A 17,329-nucleotide genomic window follows, 5' to 3' on the forward strand; every position below is an offset into this window, starting at 1 on the left:
ATGAAAATAGATAACTCGCTTCCGCTTGAATATAGTACCGAAGAAAATCGGTTAAAGATATTAGGATTTTGGATATTCCTAGGTGCCGAAATTATGCTGTTTGCAACACTTTTTGCATCATATTTCACACTAGAAGGACGTACTGCAGATGGTCCAACTGCAGCAGAAATATTTCACATTACACCCGTTTTAATTGAAACACTTTTATTATTAACAAGTAGTTTTACAATAGGGCTAGCCATTCATGCCATGCGACTTGGTAGACAAAAAGCAATGTTAACCTTCTTTGGAATTACACTTCTTCTTGGGTTAGCTTTCCTAGGAGTCGAAATCTATGAATTTGCTTTATATGTCCACGAAGGTGCAGGATTGCAAACTAGTGCATTCACTTCGATTTTATTAACAACATTAGGAACACATGGTGCTCACGTATCACTTGGGTTGTTCTGGGGATTGTTTATTATGATCCAAGTGAAAAAACGTGGATTAACACCTGAAACAGCTAACAAATCATTTATTTTCTCACTTTACTGGCATTTCCTAGATGTTGTCTGGATCTTTATCTTTAGCTTCATCTATTTGAAAGGAATGATGTAAGATGAGAGAGCTATTTCCAATGAAACAAGTCATGGGTTTTGCGTTTTCATTAGCTTTAACTGTCGTTGCACTTGCAGTATATTTCTTAGATATGTCATTCGCTTTAGGTATGACAATACTGCTTATCACAGCATTTATCCAAGCTGGTCTTCAACTAGTAGTATTTATGCATGCTGGTGAATCTGAAGATAAAAATGCGATTTATCTTAATATCTATTATGGAATTTTTATCGCTCTTGTAACAGTATTCGGTACATTACTAATAATGGTATGGGATATGGGCGGATATTAATTAAATAGCTGTACAATCAAAAAAGGTATGACTCAATTTAAGAGTCATACCTTTTTTGTATTGTGTAACGTTTTTAATAAATATAATCTTTTACTCGTTTTGAAAAGTGAGACAGATATACGTAAAAACCTGTTCCAAGAGCAGCAAGAACATTTATTGCGAAAATGATACCGAATAATGTGAATTCCAATGTGCCAAAGCTAGTTGTCATATATAAAGCAAACATGATCCACATTAGTGCTATAACAGGCATTTGAAGGATCGCAAGTTTTTTGTTTTCTTTCCATAGAAATAGTGGTGTCGCACTTGAAAATAGTAAATAAGCAAAGAATACGTCCATTTTGTATCAGCTCCTTTAAAATGTTGACGCTTTCAGTTTTGTGTCTAAAAAAAGAATGTTTTGTGAACATTTTGTTACAATTAATATAACATAGGACAAGCTAATAAATAAAGTAAAATGTGAATGATTTTAAAAAGAATTTGGAATGTTAAGTAATATACATTGACTATATAAATTTGTTTGAGTATAAGTGAAGATGGAGTATTTAAAAAATAATATTTAGTAGTGTTACGTTTTATTTAACCTTTTAGTGGGCTTTTTAAACTTTACACATTAATTCCTAAGTAAACCAAGAAATAAATCTTAAGATTATGAACAGGTTTCAGGAATAAATTATATACTTGATGTAAAAATCAACCGGTAATTTTTACATGTGTGGCAATAAAGTGAACACCACTATTTGAGGCTCTACTAGTGAAAGGTGGTCGAAATGGTAAAAACTCAAGAATTATCTCGAAGAAAATTACTAGGTATCGCAGGCCTTGGATGGATGTTTGATGCAATGGACGTTGGGATTCTATCATTCATTATTGCAGCTCTGCAGAAGGATTGGAATTTAACAACATCTCAGATGGGCTGGATAGGTAGTGTAAATTCAATTGGTATGGCTGTAGGTGCTCTAGTATTTGGTTTGATGGCTGATAAAGTCGGTCGTAAAAATGTCTTCATTATTACATTACTTTTATTCTCAGTAGGTAGTGGTATTTCTGCTTTTGTTACATCTTTAACACTCTTTCTTATCCTCCGCTTTTTTATCGGTGCTGGATTAGGTGGGGAGCTTCCTGTAGCATCAACACTTGTTTCAGAGAGTGTACCTGCTAATGAAAGAGGAAAGGTTGTTGTTTTATTAGAAAGCTTCTGGGCGGCTGGTTGGCTACTTGCGGCACTTATTTCATATTTTGTCATTCCGAGCTATGGATGGCAGGCAGCATTACTATTAAGTGCCCTACCTGCATTTTATGCTTTATATTTAAGACTGAAATTACCAGACTCTCCTAGATTCCAAGCAGTAAGTGTATCTAAACAAAAAGAGTCTTCATGGATGAAAATATCAAAGGTTTGGAAAAAGCCTTACACAAAACAAACAACAATGTTATGGATTTTATGGTTTTGTATTGTTTTCTCTTATTACGGAATGTTTTTATGGCTACCAAGTGTAATGGTTATGAAGGGCTTTAGCTTAATTAAAAGCTTTCAATATGTGTTGATCATGACACTTGCTCAATTACCTGGTTACTTCACTGCTGCTTATTTCATTGAACGTGCCGGACGTAAATTTGTGCTTGTTACCTTCTTAATCGGAACTGCAGTTAGTGCATATTTCTTTGGAAATGCCGATTCTCTACCTTTATTATTAACATCAGGAATTTTCCTTTCCTTCTTTAACTTAGGTGCATGGGGTGGATTATATGCATATACACCAGAGCATTATCCGACAGAAATTCGCGGAACAGGTGCTGGTTTAGCCGCTTCATTTGGAAGAATTGGTGGAATACTTGGCCCACTATTAGTTGGATATTTAGTAGCTGCAGATGTATCGATTAATGCGATATTCTTAATATTTGCTATCGCAATATTTATCGGAGCTATGGCTGTACTGTTCTTAGGAGAAGAAACAAAACAGAGGGAATTGGCATAAATACGATTAAAAGAGGTTAGTTAACGCTAATCTCTTTTTTGTAGATTTGAAAATTCTCCATATAATACCTAGGATAAGTTTTAAACAAATGCTACTCTTTCATAATTTGTATAAGCTATAATGAATTATGAAAGAAAAGTAGGTGAAGTAAATGACCTTGCGAAAAAAACTATTATTTGCCTCTATAGGTATTATTACCTTTTTTATGATCATCATTATGGTTATTGGTGGGATGATTACAAGTAAAATTCATTCCATTTATGAACGAGAACAAGTAACAAAACAAATGAATCAAACTCAAAATTTGATCAAAAATGAAATAGATGATTTAAATCAATTAAATTTAGATTACGCAGCATGGGTTGATACATCAAAGTTTATCCAAGATGAAAATTCTGAATATATTGAATCAAACTTCACAGAAGAAACCTTTGAACAAAACCGCATTGATCAGGTTCTATTTTTGAATCAAAGAGGTCAATTTGTATATAGTAGTAGGTTGAATCCTACTGGAGAATTAGCTCAGAATGTTGCAGAACCAGAATGGCTAGATCTTTATCATTTAAAAAAGCCTCTCTCCCCAGATGAAAGGATTAGTGGAGTTATCCAAACAAGTGAGGGGATAACCTTAATTTCTTCTCATCCTATATTAAATAGTCATTATGAGGGTCCATCAAAAGGAACTCTTATATTTACAAGGGAATTTGATCAGGAGTTAATTAATGAAATAGGTGATACGATTGAATTAGAGCTTTCACTTTTTCAAAATATCCCAAAAGAATTGAATTCATTACAGCTAAAGAAGCTAGGTGCGGATGACTTATACATTCATGAGCTAAATGATACTGAAATAGCTGGATATAGCACACTTTCTGATTTACTAGGAAATCAAATCAGTTATGTTGAGGTTAAAAGCGAGCGAACCATTTATAAAAATGGTAGACTTTTAGTTTTATTAAACCTCATCTCTCTTTTAGTATTAGTTACGATCATATGTACGGTAATTTATTATACTTTTGACAAAATATTTGCTTCTAGAATTATAAGGTTAAAGCAAAGTGTTATCGGAGTTCGTTCATGTAAGAAATTAGGGAACCGTGTTGGCAAGCATGGCGAAGATGAAATTGGTGATCTTGCCAATCAAATAAATGAAATGCTAGATGCTCTTGAAACCTATAGTGAAAAGTGGAAACAAAGAGCAAATTATGATTCACTTACAAATCTTCCTAACCGAGAATTTTTAACACAATTGATCACAGAAGAAATGACTAAAAAGGGAAATTTCTCTGTTTTCTTCATGGATTTAGATGGATTTAAGGATGTTAATGATACGTATGGACATGAAACAGGAGATAAATTACTACAAGTAGTTTCAGAGCGTTTAAAGAATGTTGTTCGTTCAGGTGATGCGGTCTCAAGACTAGGTGGAGATGAATTTGTTTTGTTAATCAAAAAAGCGAGTGATCAACAAATCATTATTGACTTAGCTGAAAGAATAGTCGAAGTAGTCAGTGAGCCTTTCCATATCAATAGCTCTGTCATTAATGTTTCAGCAAGCATTGGAATTGCTACGTATCCACAGCATGGAGCAGATTATCGATCATTAGTTAAGAATGCAGATGAAGCTATGTACAAAGCAAAAAGAAATGGTAAAAATAATTATTATATATTGAATTAAGCTTATGATAAAACATAATGAGGCTGGGACATATGTATTTAAGCTAATGATAAACCCGAATTATAAGGTGATAATTAACTATTCGCCTAATAGTTCGGGTTTTTATTTTCATCTTTAATAGACTTTTTGATTTTGTATACTATTTTTAAGAACTTAGTGAAATGGAGCGGAAGACACTAGGGCACCTACGGGAATAGAGGAAGGGCTGAGACCCTGGAGGCCTGAGTAGGCTCAGCTTCCTCCTCGGCGAATAGAGTGTCTGCAGCGCAATGGAACGAGCTTGTTTCTTTCAGCTTAACTGAATTTAGATTTATTCATCTTTTTGTATGACTTCTTTAATTTTGTCCCAGCCCCTTTTACATTATTCAAATAGTAGAATAATATATAAATAGAAATAAATAATTGGGAGGAATTAACATAGGAGGTGTAAGGGTGAAAAAGCTTGGTGGTATGATTGGTCAATTTATTGCTGCTTGTATAGGAATTGTTATATTTGGTGCAATACCTTCGTTGTTTTTCACTGTTGGTACAGAAGAAGGTCCTTTAGCCATGTTTTTTAAGACAGTAAAAAGTATATTGTATAGCTTAGTTCATTATGACGAACTTACTATCATGATGAGAGGAACAGAATATAAGCTTTATCCACTTATTTTAGAAGGTGCATTATATTCACTAACGCTGATCTTAGGTGCCTTGATTTTAGCGTACATAACATCGATATTATTAACGATCGGTACCATGCAGTTTCCTAAATGGCTAAGAGAGAAAATAAATTTTTTCATTTTGTTTCTTGAATCTCTGCCAGATATATTAGTCGTTTTAGTCCTGCAGTTAGTAATTGTCGTTCTTTATAAGAAAACAGATATCCTTCTGATGAAGGTTGTAACAGTTGGTGATAGTCAGGCCTTCTTATTACCTATCATCTGTTTAGCCCTTTTGCCTACCATTCAGCTTTATCGTATAACAGTTCATCTTTTTGAGGAGGAGCTTTTTAAGGATTATGTTTTACTAGGAAGGGCAAAAGGATTGCATCATACTTTTTTATTAGTTGTTCATGTGTTTAGAAATACCGCAATTTCTCTATTTTTTAATTTAAAAAACACAATCTGGTTTATGCTATCAACCTTAGTTGTTGTTGAGCTGTTATTTGGAATATTTGGAATTACCTATTACTTGACAACATATATGGCTCCAGAAGTATTCACCTTTATATTATTATTTTTATTTGTACCAATTTTTATTTTTTATCATATCGTCAAAATGGTCATTGAAAGAACAATTAAAGGAGGAGAAACAGTGGCATGATTAAATTATTTAAAAATCCTCTCTTTTTAATTGGGTTCGTGTTTATAGTTGGATTAGTCACAGTTAGTTTTATTTATTCTCATATAGTGAATAACGAAGTAAAGCAGATTTACCATATTTATGGTGAAGATAATGAATTAGTAGATTCAGCACCTATTGCTCCTAGGAAAGAAGCTTTGTTAGGAACGGATAAGCTTGGGTATGACATGTTAAGTAAGGTCTTAATCGGGGCAAAATTCACAATACTCGCAGCACTCATCATTGCTATACTAAGAATGGTCATTTCGGTGCCAATTGGATTGATAGTAGGAACATATTTCTCAAAAACAAAAAAATATTTAAATAGTTTAGTGGATGCTTTTCACTTTATTCCACTAACAATTATCGCTCTATATTTATTACATCCAGTTCTCTATATGCGACCAGAAGGCTTTGCATATTCTCTCACAGAACGAATGGGAATCGAAATTCTTGTATTAGCTATACTAACTGTGCCGATTTTATCTGTACTTATTGGTAATGAAGCAGGAGAGCTATTAAAATCTGAATATGTTATCAGTGCTAAAACATTAGGGGGATCTAACCTACATATAATGTTAAAGCACATTATTCCGATTATGAAGGATCGATTCTTCATCCTATTTGGACAGCAGTTTGTCCAAACCTTGATCGTTATGGCGCATTTAGGATTATTTAATTTATACTTTGGTGGGACGCTAGTGTCATTTGATCAGATGGGTACTGATCCACCTCAATCTATGACTAATGAATGGTCAGGACTAATTGGCGGGACAAAAATTTTCCTGCAATGGGCACCGTGGATTCCGTTAACTCCAATCATTTGCTTTGCCTTAACAATATTGGCAGTTTCATTTATGGTAGAGGGATTTTCTAGAGTAACAACAGGAAGACCTGTTTATTTTAAGAAAAGAAAAAAATTTAATGAAGATCAAATGAATAAAATGGACATAGAAAGTAGAAGTGATCAGTTCAAACTCTTGAACAAATCATCTTAATGAGGATTATCTTAGTAGGTGATTTTAATGTTTTTTAATAGCACAATCACCTACATTTTATTTTCTGATATCTGTTCAGAAGAACGTCAAGAGCTTGGCTGCATTTAATGGTTTCAGGGTGTTCAATCCCTTTATGCTCTGCAGTTGAAATCATTTCCATTCTAAGTAATGAAATTTCTGCCTCCAATTTATAAATGGGGAGCTCTATTTTCATTGTTAATACTCTCCTTAAGATAAATTTTTGATAGGAATTCGGTTTCTGCTAGTTAGGTATATATTAAAACAAATTATATAAAGATATAACATTTTCGACAATTGTTATCATAATATGACAGTGTTTTTAGGCTATAGCATTGTGGTGTAAGAGTTTTTGACATGCTACTAGTATAGCATCACTTCCACCTTAAACAAGGAGATGATATTTTTTGAAACAAAATCGGATAACTATTTTCGTTATGATCATTAGCTTTGCTCTTGCTGTTACTGCCATTTCTTATAATATGTTAGTAGAACATGATCCATATAAGTATTTTACGGGCTTGGGAAGCGAAATAGCTGTTTCACCGAATGATGAGGAAATTGCCTTTTCATATTTTTTAGATGGTAATGAAGAGATATATACGGCAAATATTGATGGCAGTAATATTGTTAAAGTTACAGAAGGTAGTAATCATCGCTATCATACACCAAGATTCTCAGTAGATGGGGAGAGTATTTTATATCTATCAACCTCTGAACATAATATTAACAGCTTAATCACACAAAATATTGACAGTGGTAGTAGTGTACAGCTTACAGATAGCACCCTACATGTGGCAGATGCCTTATTCTCTACTACAGGAGAAAGTATCTATTTTATTGGCATAATAGCAGAAGAGTTTAAAAAAGCAGAAGGTGAAACAAAAGAAGGCTTCGATCTTTATCAAATAGACATTGCTAGTAAAGAAGTAACACAGCTAACTGATAATGACCATTTTTCCATGACGAATCTTTCAATTTCAAAAGATGGGAAAAACATATATTATAGTTTATTCAAAAACACCGAGCAGCTTTATAGCTACAATTTAGAAGATAAGATAGAAACGCCTGTAGATGAAGAATCGAAGCGTGATGTATACTCTTCAGTTTTATCGTATGATAACAAGTATTTAGCTTATACAGCTGTTTCAGAAGAATCAGAGAATACATCATTATTTAAATATGAATTGTTTGTGAAAGACCTAGAAAGTAATGAAACAAGTAGGCTGACTGATTTGCAGACATATGTGCAGTCACCAACATTCTTTAACAAAACTAACAACCTAATCTTTTTGGAATATAAAAACTGGCCAGAAGAACCAGAGAACTATCAGCTGATGACCATGTCATTAACAGATGAAGCTCCTTCTCCACTAGATTTGGAACTACCTGAGTCACAAAAGAGCCATCTGTTTATGAAGCTAGTTGATCTTTTCGTAAGTGAAGCTGCGCTTGCTATTTATTACATCGTCTTTTTTGGATGTTTCATTGTTTTATCACAAAGACGATCGCGAAAAGTATTTCTCCCATTTTTTATTAGTTTAGGTCTTGCGGTTGTGTTATTTATTAGCAGCTTTGTTGTGGCCGCATTAAGTAACCCATGGTATGGAATAGCAATTGCAATGGTTGCGGCCGCGATGGTTGGCTGCTCACTTGTGTTGCTGCTTCTTACCTTTATTGTGAAGAAAATAATGAAACCTATTTGATAGAGAAAAGAGCTAAAGCTGTGAATGTGCAGCTTTAGCTCTTTTTTAGTTTTGCATTAAGTGGTGTGGCGGTGGGAATGTGAGTGAGTGGGGAGGCGGCGAATTTTGTCGAATGAACGATTATGCGAGGAAGTTGAACGATTATCACGAAAAGTTGAATGAATAGTAGATAAAGTTGAACGATTATAGCTCAAAGTTGAACGATTATAGCTCAAAGTTGAATGATTACTAAGATATGAGCTGAGTTTTAGCTATTGAGAGGAGTGACAAGTGTAGTTTATTTCAAGCTGGGAGTTGAATTGACACTATTTATTGCATTTTTTTCTGAAAAAGGCTCTTCTCACTAAGTAATAGTTCTCATTTTTTATCATTAAAGTGGTCGTATCGTTAATTTCTTGTTCTCTGTCCAAGCAATGTAGGAATAGTGTTAATTGAATGCCAAGATTACATGATCTCAGGGAGGGAATTAAATGTATCCATATCCTGTTTATCCATACTATGCGATGCAACAAAAAGTTAAGCAAAAACCAATAGTCTTTCCGCCTCAGCATCAGGAGCAACAGCCAGGGTTAGAATATAAAATGGATCCAAGGCCCATTTCTGAATGGGCTGGATACAAAGGAAGCGGCAAACTGAAAAATAAGGTTGCTATTATCACTGGTGGTGACAGTGGAATTGGAAGAGCGATAGCATATGCATTTGTAAAAGAAGGGGCAGCTGTTGTGATTGCCTATTTGAATGAACATAAAGATGCACAAGAAACAAAGCAAAGAATCGAGGAGCTTGGAGGAAGATGTTTGCTTATTTCAGGAGATCTTGGGCAAGAGCATACCTCCTATGAAGTAGTGCAAAAAACAATTCAAGCATTTGGCAGACTCGACATCATTGTGAACAACCATGCAATCCAAATTGTTCAGGAAAGTATTCTTAATATTTCCGCACAACAGCTTGAAGCAACCTTTCGAACGAATATATTTTCCTTTTTCTATATGACTAAAGCGGGTTTACCTTACTTAAAAGAGGGAAGTTCCATCATAAATACAACTTCAATTACAGCTTATGAAGGAAATGAGAAACTTATAGATTATTCAGCAACTAAAGGAGCGATTTTAACGTTTACACGTTCGCTATCTCTTTCATTAGTGGAGAAGGGGATAAGAGTGAATGGAGTTGCTCCAGGACCAATTTGGACTCCGTTAATTCCAGCTAGCTTTTCAGCAAAAAATGTATCAACCTTTGGCTCTGATACTGAAATGAAGCGACCAGGTCAACCCTTTGAATTAGCGCCATCTTATGTGTATCTTGCATCAGATGATTCTAGGTATGTAACTGGGCAAGTGCTGCATGTAAATGGCGGGAGATTTAGAACAACTTAACGAATTAGAATAACATTTTTCTATTTAACACAGGGTATAAAGTAATAAAATGCCTGTGTATAACCTGTGAATAGTGAAAAAAAGGCTTATATATATTGTGGCGAACGAATGTACCCACACAAAATGTGGATAGATATTGTGGATATGTTGATAACTTCTGTGGATAACATGCTATTAATTGTTCAAAACTATGTTAATATCTAATTTTTTAATTTGGGAAATAAAAATTTGTGGAAGAATAATAATTTTCTATAGATTTTACTTACTTATCCACAATCGATATTTGTAGTTGAAAGGATTTGAATTAGCAAATCCTTTCTTTTACTTCATATAAATTAGAATATTACCGAGACTTTGTTGCATTCTAATTTATACGAAGTAAAAAGGACGGGTGAAAATGGTAGCAAAGAATTATGAATGCATCATTGTTGGAGCAGGAATTGCAGGATTACAAGCAGCTATTCAGCTTGGAAGGTATATGCATAATGTACTTGTTATCGATTCTGAGGATGGAAGATCAAATTTATGCAGAGGTTATCATAATATTCTTGGCTGGCCAGATGGCGTTAGTGGTCAAACTCTTAGACAATTAGGTAAAAAACAAGCCCAAGACCTGAAAGTTGAATTTTTAAATGATAGTGTTATAAACGCACAAAAACAAGATCATCAGTTAACTTTACAAACCAGTTCAGCAAAAGAATTTAAGACCAAAACATTATTGCTTGCTACTGGAATAAAAGATCGTATTCCACCAATCAAAAACATTAATCCATGCTTAGGTATATCCGTATATGTATGTCCTGATTGTGATGGATATGAGGTAAGAGACAAGCATGTTTTATTACTTGGTTCCGGAAAAACCGGTGCAAATCTTGCGCTAACTCTAACATATTGGACAAATAATATTACGTTTATAAATCACGATCGAGAGAAACTAGATTCAAAAATAGAAGAAAAACTAAGAACTAAAAATATAAAAATTATCAATGAAAAAATAGAAGCAGTCATAGCAGAAAATGAGTCAGATTTTAAAGGAGTCATTCTTGAAAATGGACAAGCTATCACTGGAGATAAAGGCTTTATTGGGTTCGGAGGGAATGCTGTACATTCAGATTTAGGACATCAGCTAGGTGTTGAACGTCTAGAAAACAAACATTTACTTGTAGATCCAAGAACAAAAGAAACAAATATAACAAATGTGTGGGCTGCTGGTGATGTTGTTGCTCATTCGGAGCAGGTGACAATTGCCATGGCAGATGGGGTTCAGGCTGCAATATTTATTCATAAGCGACTATTATAAAGCTAGTGCATCATGGAAAAGAAAAAAGATCTATAATATATAAAAGCAGACTTTTACATTGCTGGGGATAATCTTGTATCATAGAAGCTAAGGAGAAAGACAAGGGAGAGAAAGGCAATGAAAAATGAAATAGAAGAGCTATATGATGAAGTGTATGAAAAGCTGGCAGATTATCATCAACAATCTCAGGATTTACTGATAAAGCTAGCATCAGTAGCGAAGGATGAACGAGAAGAGGAAACAGAAAAGCTGGAAAGAATAGAATTTGCTTTACAAGCTGCAAAGGACATTTTGGAAAACATGATGACTCCAGGAACAAAAATGACGATTATGCATCAAAAAGGACTTATTCAAATTGATTTAAATGAGTAGCAGAATGCATAGGCTGGGACATAATTATTTACTGTAATGATTAACCCGAAGTATTAGGTGATTGATCAATTAATCCTTCGCCAAATAGTTCGGGTCTTTATTTTGCTGTTTTCTATAGGTTTTTAAATTTTTGCACTGGCTTCTATATCTTCTTTTACTCCTCATCACCCTGGCGAATTTGACCTGGTGATTTTCCGGTCAGCTTACGGGTAATTTTATTTAAATAGTTAGCGTTTTTATAGCCTACTAATTGAGCTACCTCATCAACAGAATATTTTGTATGCTCTAACAGCTCAATCGCTTTTTGCAAGCGGATATTTGTTAAATATTGAATTGGTGTGACACCTGTTTCTTGCTTGAAGAGTCTTGAGAAATGATATTTCGATAGCTTTGAAGCTTCTGCCATTTCTTCTGCCCCGATTTCATCTTGATAGTAATTTCGTGCAAATAATACAGCACTTATGATTCCTTCAGACCAATCCTTCATTAATTTGTCATTTGTTGAAAGATATAAATAGAGCTCTGTAATAAAGTGATAAGCAATACTTGAGCCTTGATAAGCATTGGTAATCTTTTTATCTGTTGCATCATCATATATTTGCTTTAAAAGCTTAACGGGAGAAGATTCTGGGTGAAACCTGACAACCTGACTTTCAGAATGACGAATATATTCCCAACAACGCTTAGCTTGCTCGCCGTAAAGTGTTAAGTAAAGAAATTCCCATTTACTCGAATTCTCTGGTAAATAATAATGATAATTACTCGGACTGCTCACAATAAAAGCATGTCCAGGCTTTAATGAATAAATCTCCCCATCTATTGAAATTTCCCCTCCACCAGATAAGGTGTATTGAAAAATATATTTGCCTTGATCCTTTCTTTCTGTTCCACTCCAATTATAAAGTGAAGAATGCTGCTCATCCCAACCAACTGACCAGATTTGTGCAACAGAGTTTACATGGGGTTCATTAAAGCGAAAGGCAATGGCTCCGGTTTTCTTATCCATAGCAAAAAACTCCCCTTTTTCTACCCTTTTTATCATAGGCTCTTTTCTGAAAGAAAGTTATTAATTAACCTAATTTTGCGGTTGAAACATTGTTTTTATAGTATAAAAGGTACTAATCGATTAAGAAAAGATGCCACCAGGCTTTATACTGTGCAGTATTCTTAGAGTTGTTTAAGTAAACAAGGTTTTGGAAATAACTCTTCATATCAGCAAAAAAAGGGTGTGAAACTTTAAATTATATAGGTTAAAAACAAGTTGTTTTCAATGTTTTATTTAGTATTATCCATATAGTGAATAGCAAAAAAGTGCTAAAACTTCATTTTAATTTTACCATTGTTTCCAAAGAAAAAGGACTATAAAATGAGCTTACATACAAATTGAATATTTAACTCAAGATAAAAGGTAAGTTTTTACCAAATTACGATATAATGGAAGGTGATTTTCATGAAGAAGCAACTATTAGAAGAATTTACAAATATATTTAAGAAATCTGAAGAAGTAAGAGCCTTTTTTGCACCAGGAAGAGTAAATCTAATTGGTGAGCATACAGACTATAATGGAGGACATGTTTTTCCATGTGCATTAACCTTTGGGACATATGCATTAATCTCAAAGCGTGATGATCGGAAGGTTCAATTTTATTCAACTAATTTCCCTGATATTGGGGTTATTTCTTTGTCACTAGACGATACTTTAACATTGAATAAAGAACACGACTGGGCTAATTATCCAAAGGGTGTTATGAATGAATTTTTAAAAAAAGGAATTAAATTAGAGCAGGGCTTTGATATGCTTTTTTACGGAAACATACCTAATGGTGCTGGCTTATCATCATCAGCTTCTGTTGAACTGGCTACAGCTGTTGCCCTGCAGGCTATTTATGAAACAGACTTTTCACGTGTTGAGCTTGTGAAAATGAGTCAGCGAGCAGAAAATGAATTTGTTGGAGTTAGCTGTGGAATTATGGATCAATTTGCAATAGGAATGGGTCAAGAGAATCAAGCTATTTTACTAAATTGTCAAACACTTGATTATCAATACAGTCCAGTTGTTTTGCAAGACGCATCCTTAGTAATTGCAAATACAAATAAACGTAGAGCTTTAGCAGATTCTAAATATAATGAACGTAGATCAGAATGTGAGCGTGCGTTAAAAGCATTGCAAACAGAGGTTTCAATTGAATCATTGGGAGATCTTACACCAGAGCAGTTTGAAGGTTATCGTCATTTAATTCCAAATGAAATAGATCAAAAACGTGCGAAGCATGCTGTATATGAAAATGCCCGAACAATTTTAGCTGTGGAAAAACTTAATAACGGCGACATTGCAGGCTTTGGTCAATTAATGTGTGAATCACATGCATCTTTAAGAGATGATTATGAAGTCACTGGCTTTGAACTAGATACACTTGTTGAAGAAGCGGTAAACCAAGAAGGTGTGATTGGATCACGAATGACAGGTGCAGGTTTTGGTGGATGTACAGTTTCCATCGTGAAAAATGAGCATATTGAGAAATTCATTGAAGACGTTGGCAAAAATTATCGTGATAAAACAGGATTAACAGCTGAATTTTATGTAGCAAATGTAGGAGATGGAGCGAAGGAGATTTAATGTGCTCTGTTATTCTCTAAAAAAAGATTAGTGGAGGGAAAAACGATGGCAGTATTAGTATGTGGTGGAGCAGGATATATTGGAAGTCACGCTGTTTCTGAGCTATTAGATCGTAATGAGGAAGTTGTTGTTGTAGATAATCTGCAAAAAGGACATCTACCAGCTGTTTTAGAAGGAGCAAAGCTTTACACAGGTGATTTACGAGATGAAAACTTCTTAAAAACAGTTTTTCAAGAAAATGGAATCGAAGCAGTTATTCACTTTGCAGCTGATTCACTTGTAGGAGAAAGTGTTGAGCAGCCTCTTCAATATTATGAAAATAATGTATATGGAACAATGTGTCTTTTAAAGGTTATGACAGAGTTTGATGTAAAGAAAATTGTGTTCTCATCAACTGCAGCAACTTATGGTGAAGTGGAAAATACACCAATCGTTGAAACAGATCCAACTGTACCAACAAATCCATATGGCGAGACAAAGCTTGCTGTGGAGAAAATGCTGAAATGGAGCGAGCAGGCTTATGGCCTAAAGTATGTTGTATTACGTTACTTTAATGTTGCTGGTGCACATATGGAAGGAAAGCTTGGTGAAGATCATCAACCTGAAACACATCTTATTCCAATTATTTTACAAGTAGCATTAGGTGATAGAGAGAAAATTATGATCTTTGGTGATGATTATAAAACAGAGGATGGCACATGTATTCGTGATTATATTCATGTGACAGATTTAGCTGATGCTCATATTTTGGCAATTGAGAAGCTTAGAAAAGAAAATACAAGTGCAACGTATAATCTAGGTAACGGTAACGGATTTTCAGTGAAAGAAGTAATCGAAACAGCAAGAAAAGTAACAGGTCACCCTATTCCTGCAGAAGTAGCACCACGTCGTGCAGGAGATCCTGCAATATTGATTGCTTCATCAGAAAAAGCAGTAAAAGAATTAGGCTGGAAGCCAAAATATGCAGATCTTCACACAATGATTGAAAGTGCTTGGAATTGGTTCCAAAAAAATCCAACAGGCTATAAAAAATAAATCATAATTAATCGGAGCAGGCAGTATAGTCTGCTCCACTATCAAAATACGAGGAGATGATATTATTGTCTATAAATATAGAGCATGAGATTGAGAGGCTACTGCAATTTGGGCAAAAAAAGCAGCTGATTTCTAAATGGGACGTTGATCTTACTCGTAATAAAATACTTGAGGTTCTACAACTGAATGACGTGAAACCTATGATAATACCGGATGAAAATCTAGATTCTCCAGTAACGATTTTGGAAAATATCCTGAATTGGGCTGCTGAAAACAACCTATTAAAGGATAATACAGTTACCTACCGAGATCTGCTTGATACAAAGATAATGGGTTGTTTAGTCGGCACACAAGGTGAAATTATACGCCAATTTAATGAAATTTTTCATTCAGAATCTCCTCAAAAGGCAACAGAAGCCTTTTATCAATTTTCGAAGAATGTTCATTACATTCGAACAGATCGGATTGCGAAAAATGAGGAATGGCTTGTAAGTACTGAGTATGGCGATTTGCAAATGACGATTAATTTATCAAAGCCTGAAAAAGATCCGGTAGCAATAGCAGCTGCTCGTGAGCTACAAAAAAGTGAGTATCCATCTTGTTTATTATGTAAGGAAAATGTCGGATATGCAGGACGTTTAGATCATCCAGCTAGACAAAATCATCGAATTATCCCTGTAACACTACAGGATGAGCAGTGGTTTTTACAATTTTCTCCTTATGTATACTATAATGAGCATGCTATTGTGTATGCAGGTCAACATAAGCCAATGAAAATTTCGAAAAGTACTTTTCATAAGCTCCTTGATTTTGTTGAGCAGTATCCTCACTATTTTCTTGGATCGAATGCTGATTTACCAATAGTAGGTGGATCCATTTTAAGTCATGATCATTTCCAAGGTGGACATCATACATTTCCAATGGAAGTTGCTAAAGCAGAATACAGATTTAAATTGAGCAAATATCCATCAATTGACTTAGGTATTGTTAAATGGCCAATGTCAGTTCTTAGGCTTTCAGGTGAAAATAAAGATGACCTTATCCAAGCTGCTGAAGATATATTGAATGAATGGAAAAAATATAGCGATCCAACAGTTGAGATTGATGCGTTTACAGGAGAAACTCCTCATAACACGATTACACCAATCTCAAGAAGAAGAGGCGAGCTTTACGAGCTTGACCTTGTTTTACGTAATAATCGTACAAATGATGAACATCCATTAGGCATTTTCCACCCGCATCAAGAAGTACATCATATCAAAAAAGAAAACATTGGGTTAATTGAGGTTATGGGTTTAGCGGTATTACCGGGAAGACTGCTTGATGAGCTTAAGCAGTTAGCTAATGAACTACCAAAAGAAAATGTTCCTGCTGTTATTTTAGAAGATGATGAATTGAAAAAACACTATGATTGGGCTAAGAGCATAAAAGAAAAGCACCCAGAGCTTAGTCAGGAAAACAGCTATAACATACTACTCGAAGAAGTCGGAAAAGTGTTTGCTACTATTTTAGAGCATGCAGGTGTATTTAAACGTGACGAAGAAGGTCAGCAAGCATTTCAACGATTTACAGAGACGTTACAAAAGAACGTAAAATAAATTAAAAATACTAGTATAAGATAATCCTATGCTGGCGATAATGCTAGTAATCCCCCCTAATCTTTATATATGTATGTTCCTCCTTACGTTAGTAAGGAGGTTTTTTTTATAGTATTAAATTACTGGGCCACAATTACAACTTTTCCTTCATCTAATTCTTTTTCAAGTCTGACTGCTTCACTTAGTGATACGCCAATAGATGCCATTCTGATTTGAAGATCTTCTCCTCTTGAACGGAACACCCTTGCGATTTTATCAAACATTCCTTCCTCTGTTAGACCGATATCATTTGTATCTGTATGTTCTGTTAAATGCTTTGAACGAGTAAGATCATGTGCGAATAAATAAATTTCATCTTTTGAATATCCTTCAGCTTTTAACACAGATATCATTTCATTAGCTTGTACACCATTTTCAACTACATATGTTTTCATTCTTAT

General features: G+C 34.5%; 17 protein-coding genes. 13 read left to right on the forward strand and 4 right to left on the reverse strand.

Annotation, left to right across the window (positions count from 1 at the left end; genetic code table 11):
* Positions 1–597: a cytochrome aa3 quinol oxidase subunit III gene (gene qoxC, locus JOC75_RS15820; RefSeq protein ID WP_146949733.1), complete on the forward strand. Its 597-nt coding sequence runs from the start codon at positions 1–3 to the stop codon at positions 595–597.
* 1 nt (position 598) lies between these two features.
* On the forward strand, positions 599–889 hold the full coding sequence (qoxD, locus tag JOC75_RS15825) for a cytochrome aa3 quinol oxidase subunit IV (RefSeq protein ID WP_204954982.1): 291 nt from the start codon (positions 599–601) through the stop codon (positions 887–889).
* A 73-nt stretch (positions 890–962) separates the two neighbouring features.
* Here the strand turns inward: qoxD and JOC75_RS15830 are convergent, their stop codons facing one another.
* On the reverse strand, positions 963–1,229 hold the full coding sequence (locus JOC75_RS15830; RefSeq protein WP_204954983.1) for a spore morphogenesis/germination protein YwcE: 267 nt from the start codon (positions 1,227–1,229) through the stop codon (positions 963–965).
* A 430-nt stretch (positions 1,230–1,659) separates the two neighbouring features.
* Here JOC75_RS15830 and JOC75_RS15835 point away from each other — a divergent pair, with 430 nt between their 5' ends.
* From JOC75_RS15835 to JOC75_RS15850, 4 genes are all read left to right on the forward strand, one after another.
* Positions 1,660–2,868: an MFS transporter gene (locus JOC75_RS15835; protein ID WP_204954984.1), complete on the forward strand. Its 1,209-nt coding sequence runs from the start codon at positions 1,660–1,662 to the stop codon at positions 2,866–2,868.
* Between the two features lie 151 nt (positions 2,869–3,019).
* The gene (locus tag JOC75_RS15840; RefSeq protein ID WP_204954985.1) at positions 3,020–4,546 is read left to right on the forward strand and encodes a sensor domain-containing diguanylate cyclase; all 1,527 of its coding nucleotides are present in this window, start codon (positions 3,020–3,022) and stop codon (positions 4,544–4,546) included.
* Between the two features lie 432 nt (positions 4,547–4,978).
* Complete coding sequence (locus tag JOC75_RS24375; RefSeq protein ID WP_204954986.1) at positions 4,979–5,851, forward strand: ABC transporter permease subunit; 873 nt, start codon at positions 4,979–4,981, stop codon at positions 5,849–5,851.
* Positions 5,848–6,867 carry an ABC transporter permease gene (locus JOC75_RS15850; protein ID WP_204954987.1) on the forward strand — a complete coding sequence of 340 codons (1,020 nt, stop codon included), beginning with the start codon at positions 5,848–5,850 and terminating at the stop codon, positions 6,865–6,867. The genes JOC75_RS24375 and JOC75_RS15850 overlap by 4 nt, the downstream gene beginning before the upstream one ends.
* 46 nt (positions 6,868–6,913) lie before the next feature.
* Here the strand turns inward: JOC75_RS15850 and JOC75_RS15855 are convergent, their stop codons facing one another.
* Positions 6,914–7,081, reverse strand: coding sequence for an aspartyl-phosphate phosphatase Spo0E family protein (locus JOC75_RS15855; protein WP_204954988.1), 168 nt, complete (start codon positions 7,079–7,081; stop codon positions 6,914–6,916).
* A gap of 211 nt (positions 7,082–7,292) precedes the next feature.
* On the opposite strand from JOC75_RS15855, the gene JOC75_RS15860 reads away from it, so the two are divergent.
* The 4 genes from JOC75_RS15860 (at position 7,293) to JOC75_RS15875 (ending at position 11,639) form a co-directional block, all read left to right on the forward strand.
* A complete protein-coding gene (locus JOC75_RS15860) occupies positions 7,293–8,591 on the forward strand; it encodes a TolB-like translocation protein (RefSeq protein WP_204954989.1) in 1,299 nt (432 codons plus the stop codon).
* A 470-nt stretch (positions 8,592–9,061) separates the two neighbouring features.
* The gene (locus JOC75_RS15865) at positions 9,062–9,967 is read left to right on the forward strand and encodes an SDR family oxidoreductase (RefSeq protein WP_204954990.1); all 906 of its coding nucleotides are present in this window, start codon (positions 9,062–9,064) and stop codon (positions 9,965–9,967) included.
* 397 nt (positions 9,968–10,364) lie between these two features.
* On the forward strand, positions 10,365–11,267 hold the full coding sequence (locus JOC75_RS15870; RefSeq protein ID WP_204954991.1) for an NAD(P)/FAD-dependent oxidoreductase: 903 nt from the start codon (positions 10,365–10,367) through the stop codon (positions 11,265–11,267).
* 117 nt (positions 11,268–11,384) lie between these two features.
* Positions 11,385–11,639 carry a hypothetical protein gene (locus JOC75_RS15875; protein WP_204954992.1) on the forward strand — a complete coding sequence of 85 codons (255 nt, stop codon included), beginning with the start codon at positions 11,385–11,387 and terminating at the stop codon, positions 11,637–11,639.
* A gap of 154 nt (positions 11,640–11,793) precedes the next feature.
* Here the strand turns inward: JOC75_RS15875 and JOC75_RS15880 are convergent, their stop codons facing one another.
* Positions 11,794–12,645, reverse strand: coding sequence for an AraC family transcriptional regulator (locus tag JOC75_RS15880; RefSeq protein WP_204954993.1), 852 nt, complete (start codon positions 12,643–12,645; stop codon positions 11,794–11,796).
* Positions 12,646–13,089: 444 nt separating this feature from the next.
* On the opposite strand from JOC75_RS15880, the gene JOC75_RS15885 reads away from it, so the two are divergent.
* The 3 genes from JOC75_RS15885 (at position 13,090) to galT (ending at position 16,889) form a co-directional block, all read left to right on the forward strand.
* A complete protein-coding gene (locus JOC75_RS15885; RefSeq protein WP_204954994.1) occupies positions 13,090–14,256 on the forward strand; it encodes a galactokinase in 1,167 nt (388 codons plus the stop codon).
* Positions 14,257–14,301: 45 nt separating this feature from the next.
* A complete protein-coding gene (gene galE, locus JOC75_RS15890; RefSeq protein ID WP_204954995.1) occupies positions 14,302–15,291 on the forward strand; it encodes a UDP-glucose 4-epimerase GalE in 990 nt (329 codons plus the stop codon).
* A 71-nt stretch (positions 15,292–15,362) separates the two neighbouring features.
* Positions 15,363–16,889 (forward strand): UDP-glucose--hexose-1-phosphate uridylyltransferase, encoded by a 1,527-nt coding sequence (gene galT, locus JOC75_RS15895; protein ID WP_338036600.1) that lies wholly within the window; start codon positions 15,363–15,365, stop codon positions 16,887–16,889.
* A 119-nt stretch (positions 16,890–17,008) separates the two neighbouring features.
* On the opposite strand, the gene JOC75_RS15900 is transcribed toward galT, so the two are convergent.
* Positions 17,009–17,323, reverse strand: a complete 315-nt coding sequence (locus JOC75_RS15900; RefSeq protein WP_146949718.1) for a YflT domain-containing protein — start codon at positions 17,321–17,323, stop codon at positions 17,009–17,011.
* Between the last annotated feature and the right edge of the window lie 6 nt (positions 17,324–17,329).

Origin of the sequence: Metabacillus crassostreae (genome assembly GCF_016908395.1) — a bacterium.
Lineage (GTDB): Bacteria > Bacillota > Bacilli > Bacillales > Bacillaceae > Metabacillus > Metabacillus crassostreae.

Bases quoted from the DNA above. Each gene is read 5' to 3' on its own strand.
- qoxC (WP_146949733.1), top strand. From the start codon at position 1: ATGAAAATAGATAACTCGCTTCCGCTTGAATATAGTACCGAAGAAAAT.
- qoxD (WP_204954982.1), top strand. From the start codon at position 599: ATGAGAGAGCTATTTCCAATGAAACAAGTCATGGGTTTTGCGTTTTCA.
- JOC75_RS15830 (WP_204954983.1), bottom strand. From the start codon at position 1,229: ATGGACGTATTCTTTGCTTATTTACTATTTTCAAGTGCGACACCACTA.
- JOC75_RS15835 (WP_204954984.1), top strand. From the start codon at position 1,660: ATGGTAAAAACTCAAGAATTATCTCGAAGAAAATTACTAGGTATCGCA.
- JOC75_RS15840 (WP_204954985.1), top strand. From the start codon at position 3,020: ATGACCTTGCGAAAAAAACTATTATTTGCCTCTATAGGTATTATTACC.
- JOC75_RS15850 (WP_204954987.1), top strand. From the start codon at position 5,848: ATGATTAAATTATTTAAAAATCCTCTCTTTTTAATTGGGTTCGTGTTT.
- JOC75_RS15855 (WP_204954988.1), bottom strand. From the start codon at position 7,081: ATGAAAATAGAGCTCCCCATTTATAAATTGGAGGCAGAAATTTCATTA.
- JOC75_RS15865 (WP_204954990.1), top strand. From the start codon at position 9,062: ATGTATCCATATCCTGTTTATCCATACTATGCGATGCAACAAAAAGTT.
- JOC75_RS15870 (WP_204954991.1), top strand. From the start codon at position 10,365: ATGGTAGCAAAGAATTATGAATGCATCATTGTTGGAGCAGGAATTGCA.
- JOC75_RS15875 (WP_204954992.1), top strand. From the start codon at position 11,385: ATGAAAAATGAAATAGAAGAGCTATATGATGAAGTGTATGAAAAGCTG.
- JOC75_RS15880 (WP_204954993.1), bottom strand. From the start codon at position 12,645: ATGGATAAGAAAACCGGAGCCATTGCCTTTCGCTTTAATGAACCCCAT.
- JOC75_RS15885 (WP_204954994.1), top strand. From the start codon at position 13,090: ATGAAGAAGCAACTATTAGAAGAATTTACAAATATATTTAAGAAATCT.
- galE (WP_204954995.1), top strand. From the start codon at position 14,302: ATGGCAGTATTAGTATGTGGTGGAGCAGGATATATTGGAAGTCACGCT.
- JOC75_RS15900 (WP_146949718.1), bottom strand. From the start codon at position 17,323: ATGAAAACATATGTAGTTGAAAATGGTGTACAAGCTAATGAAATGATA.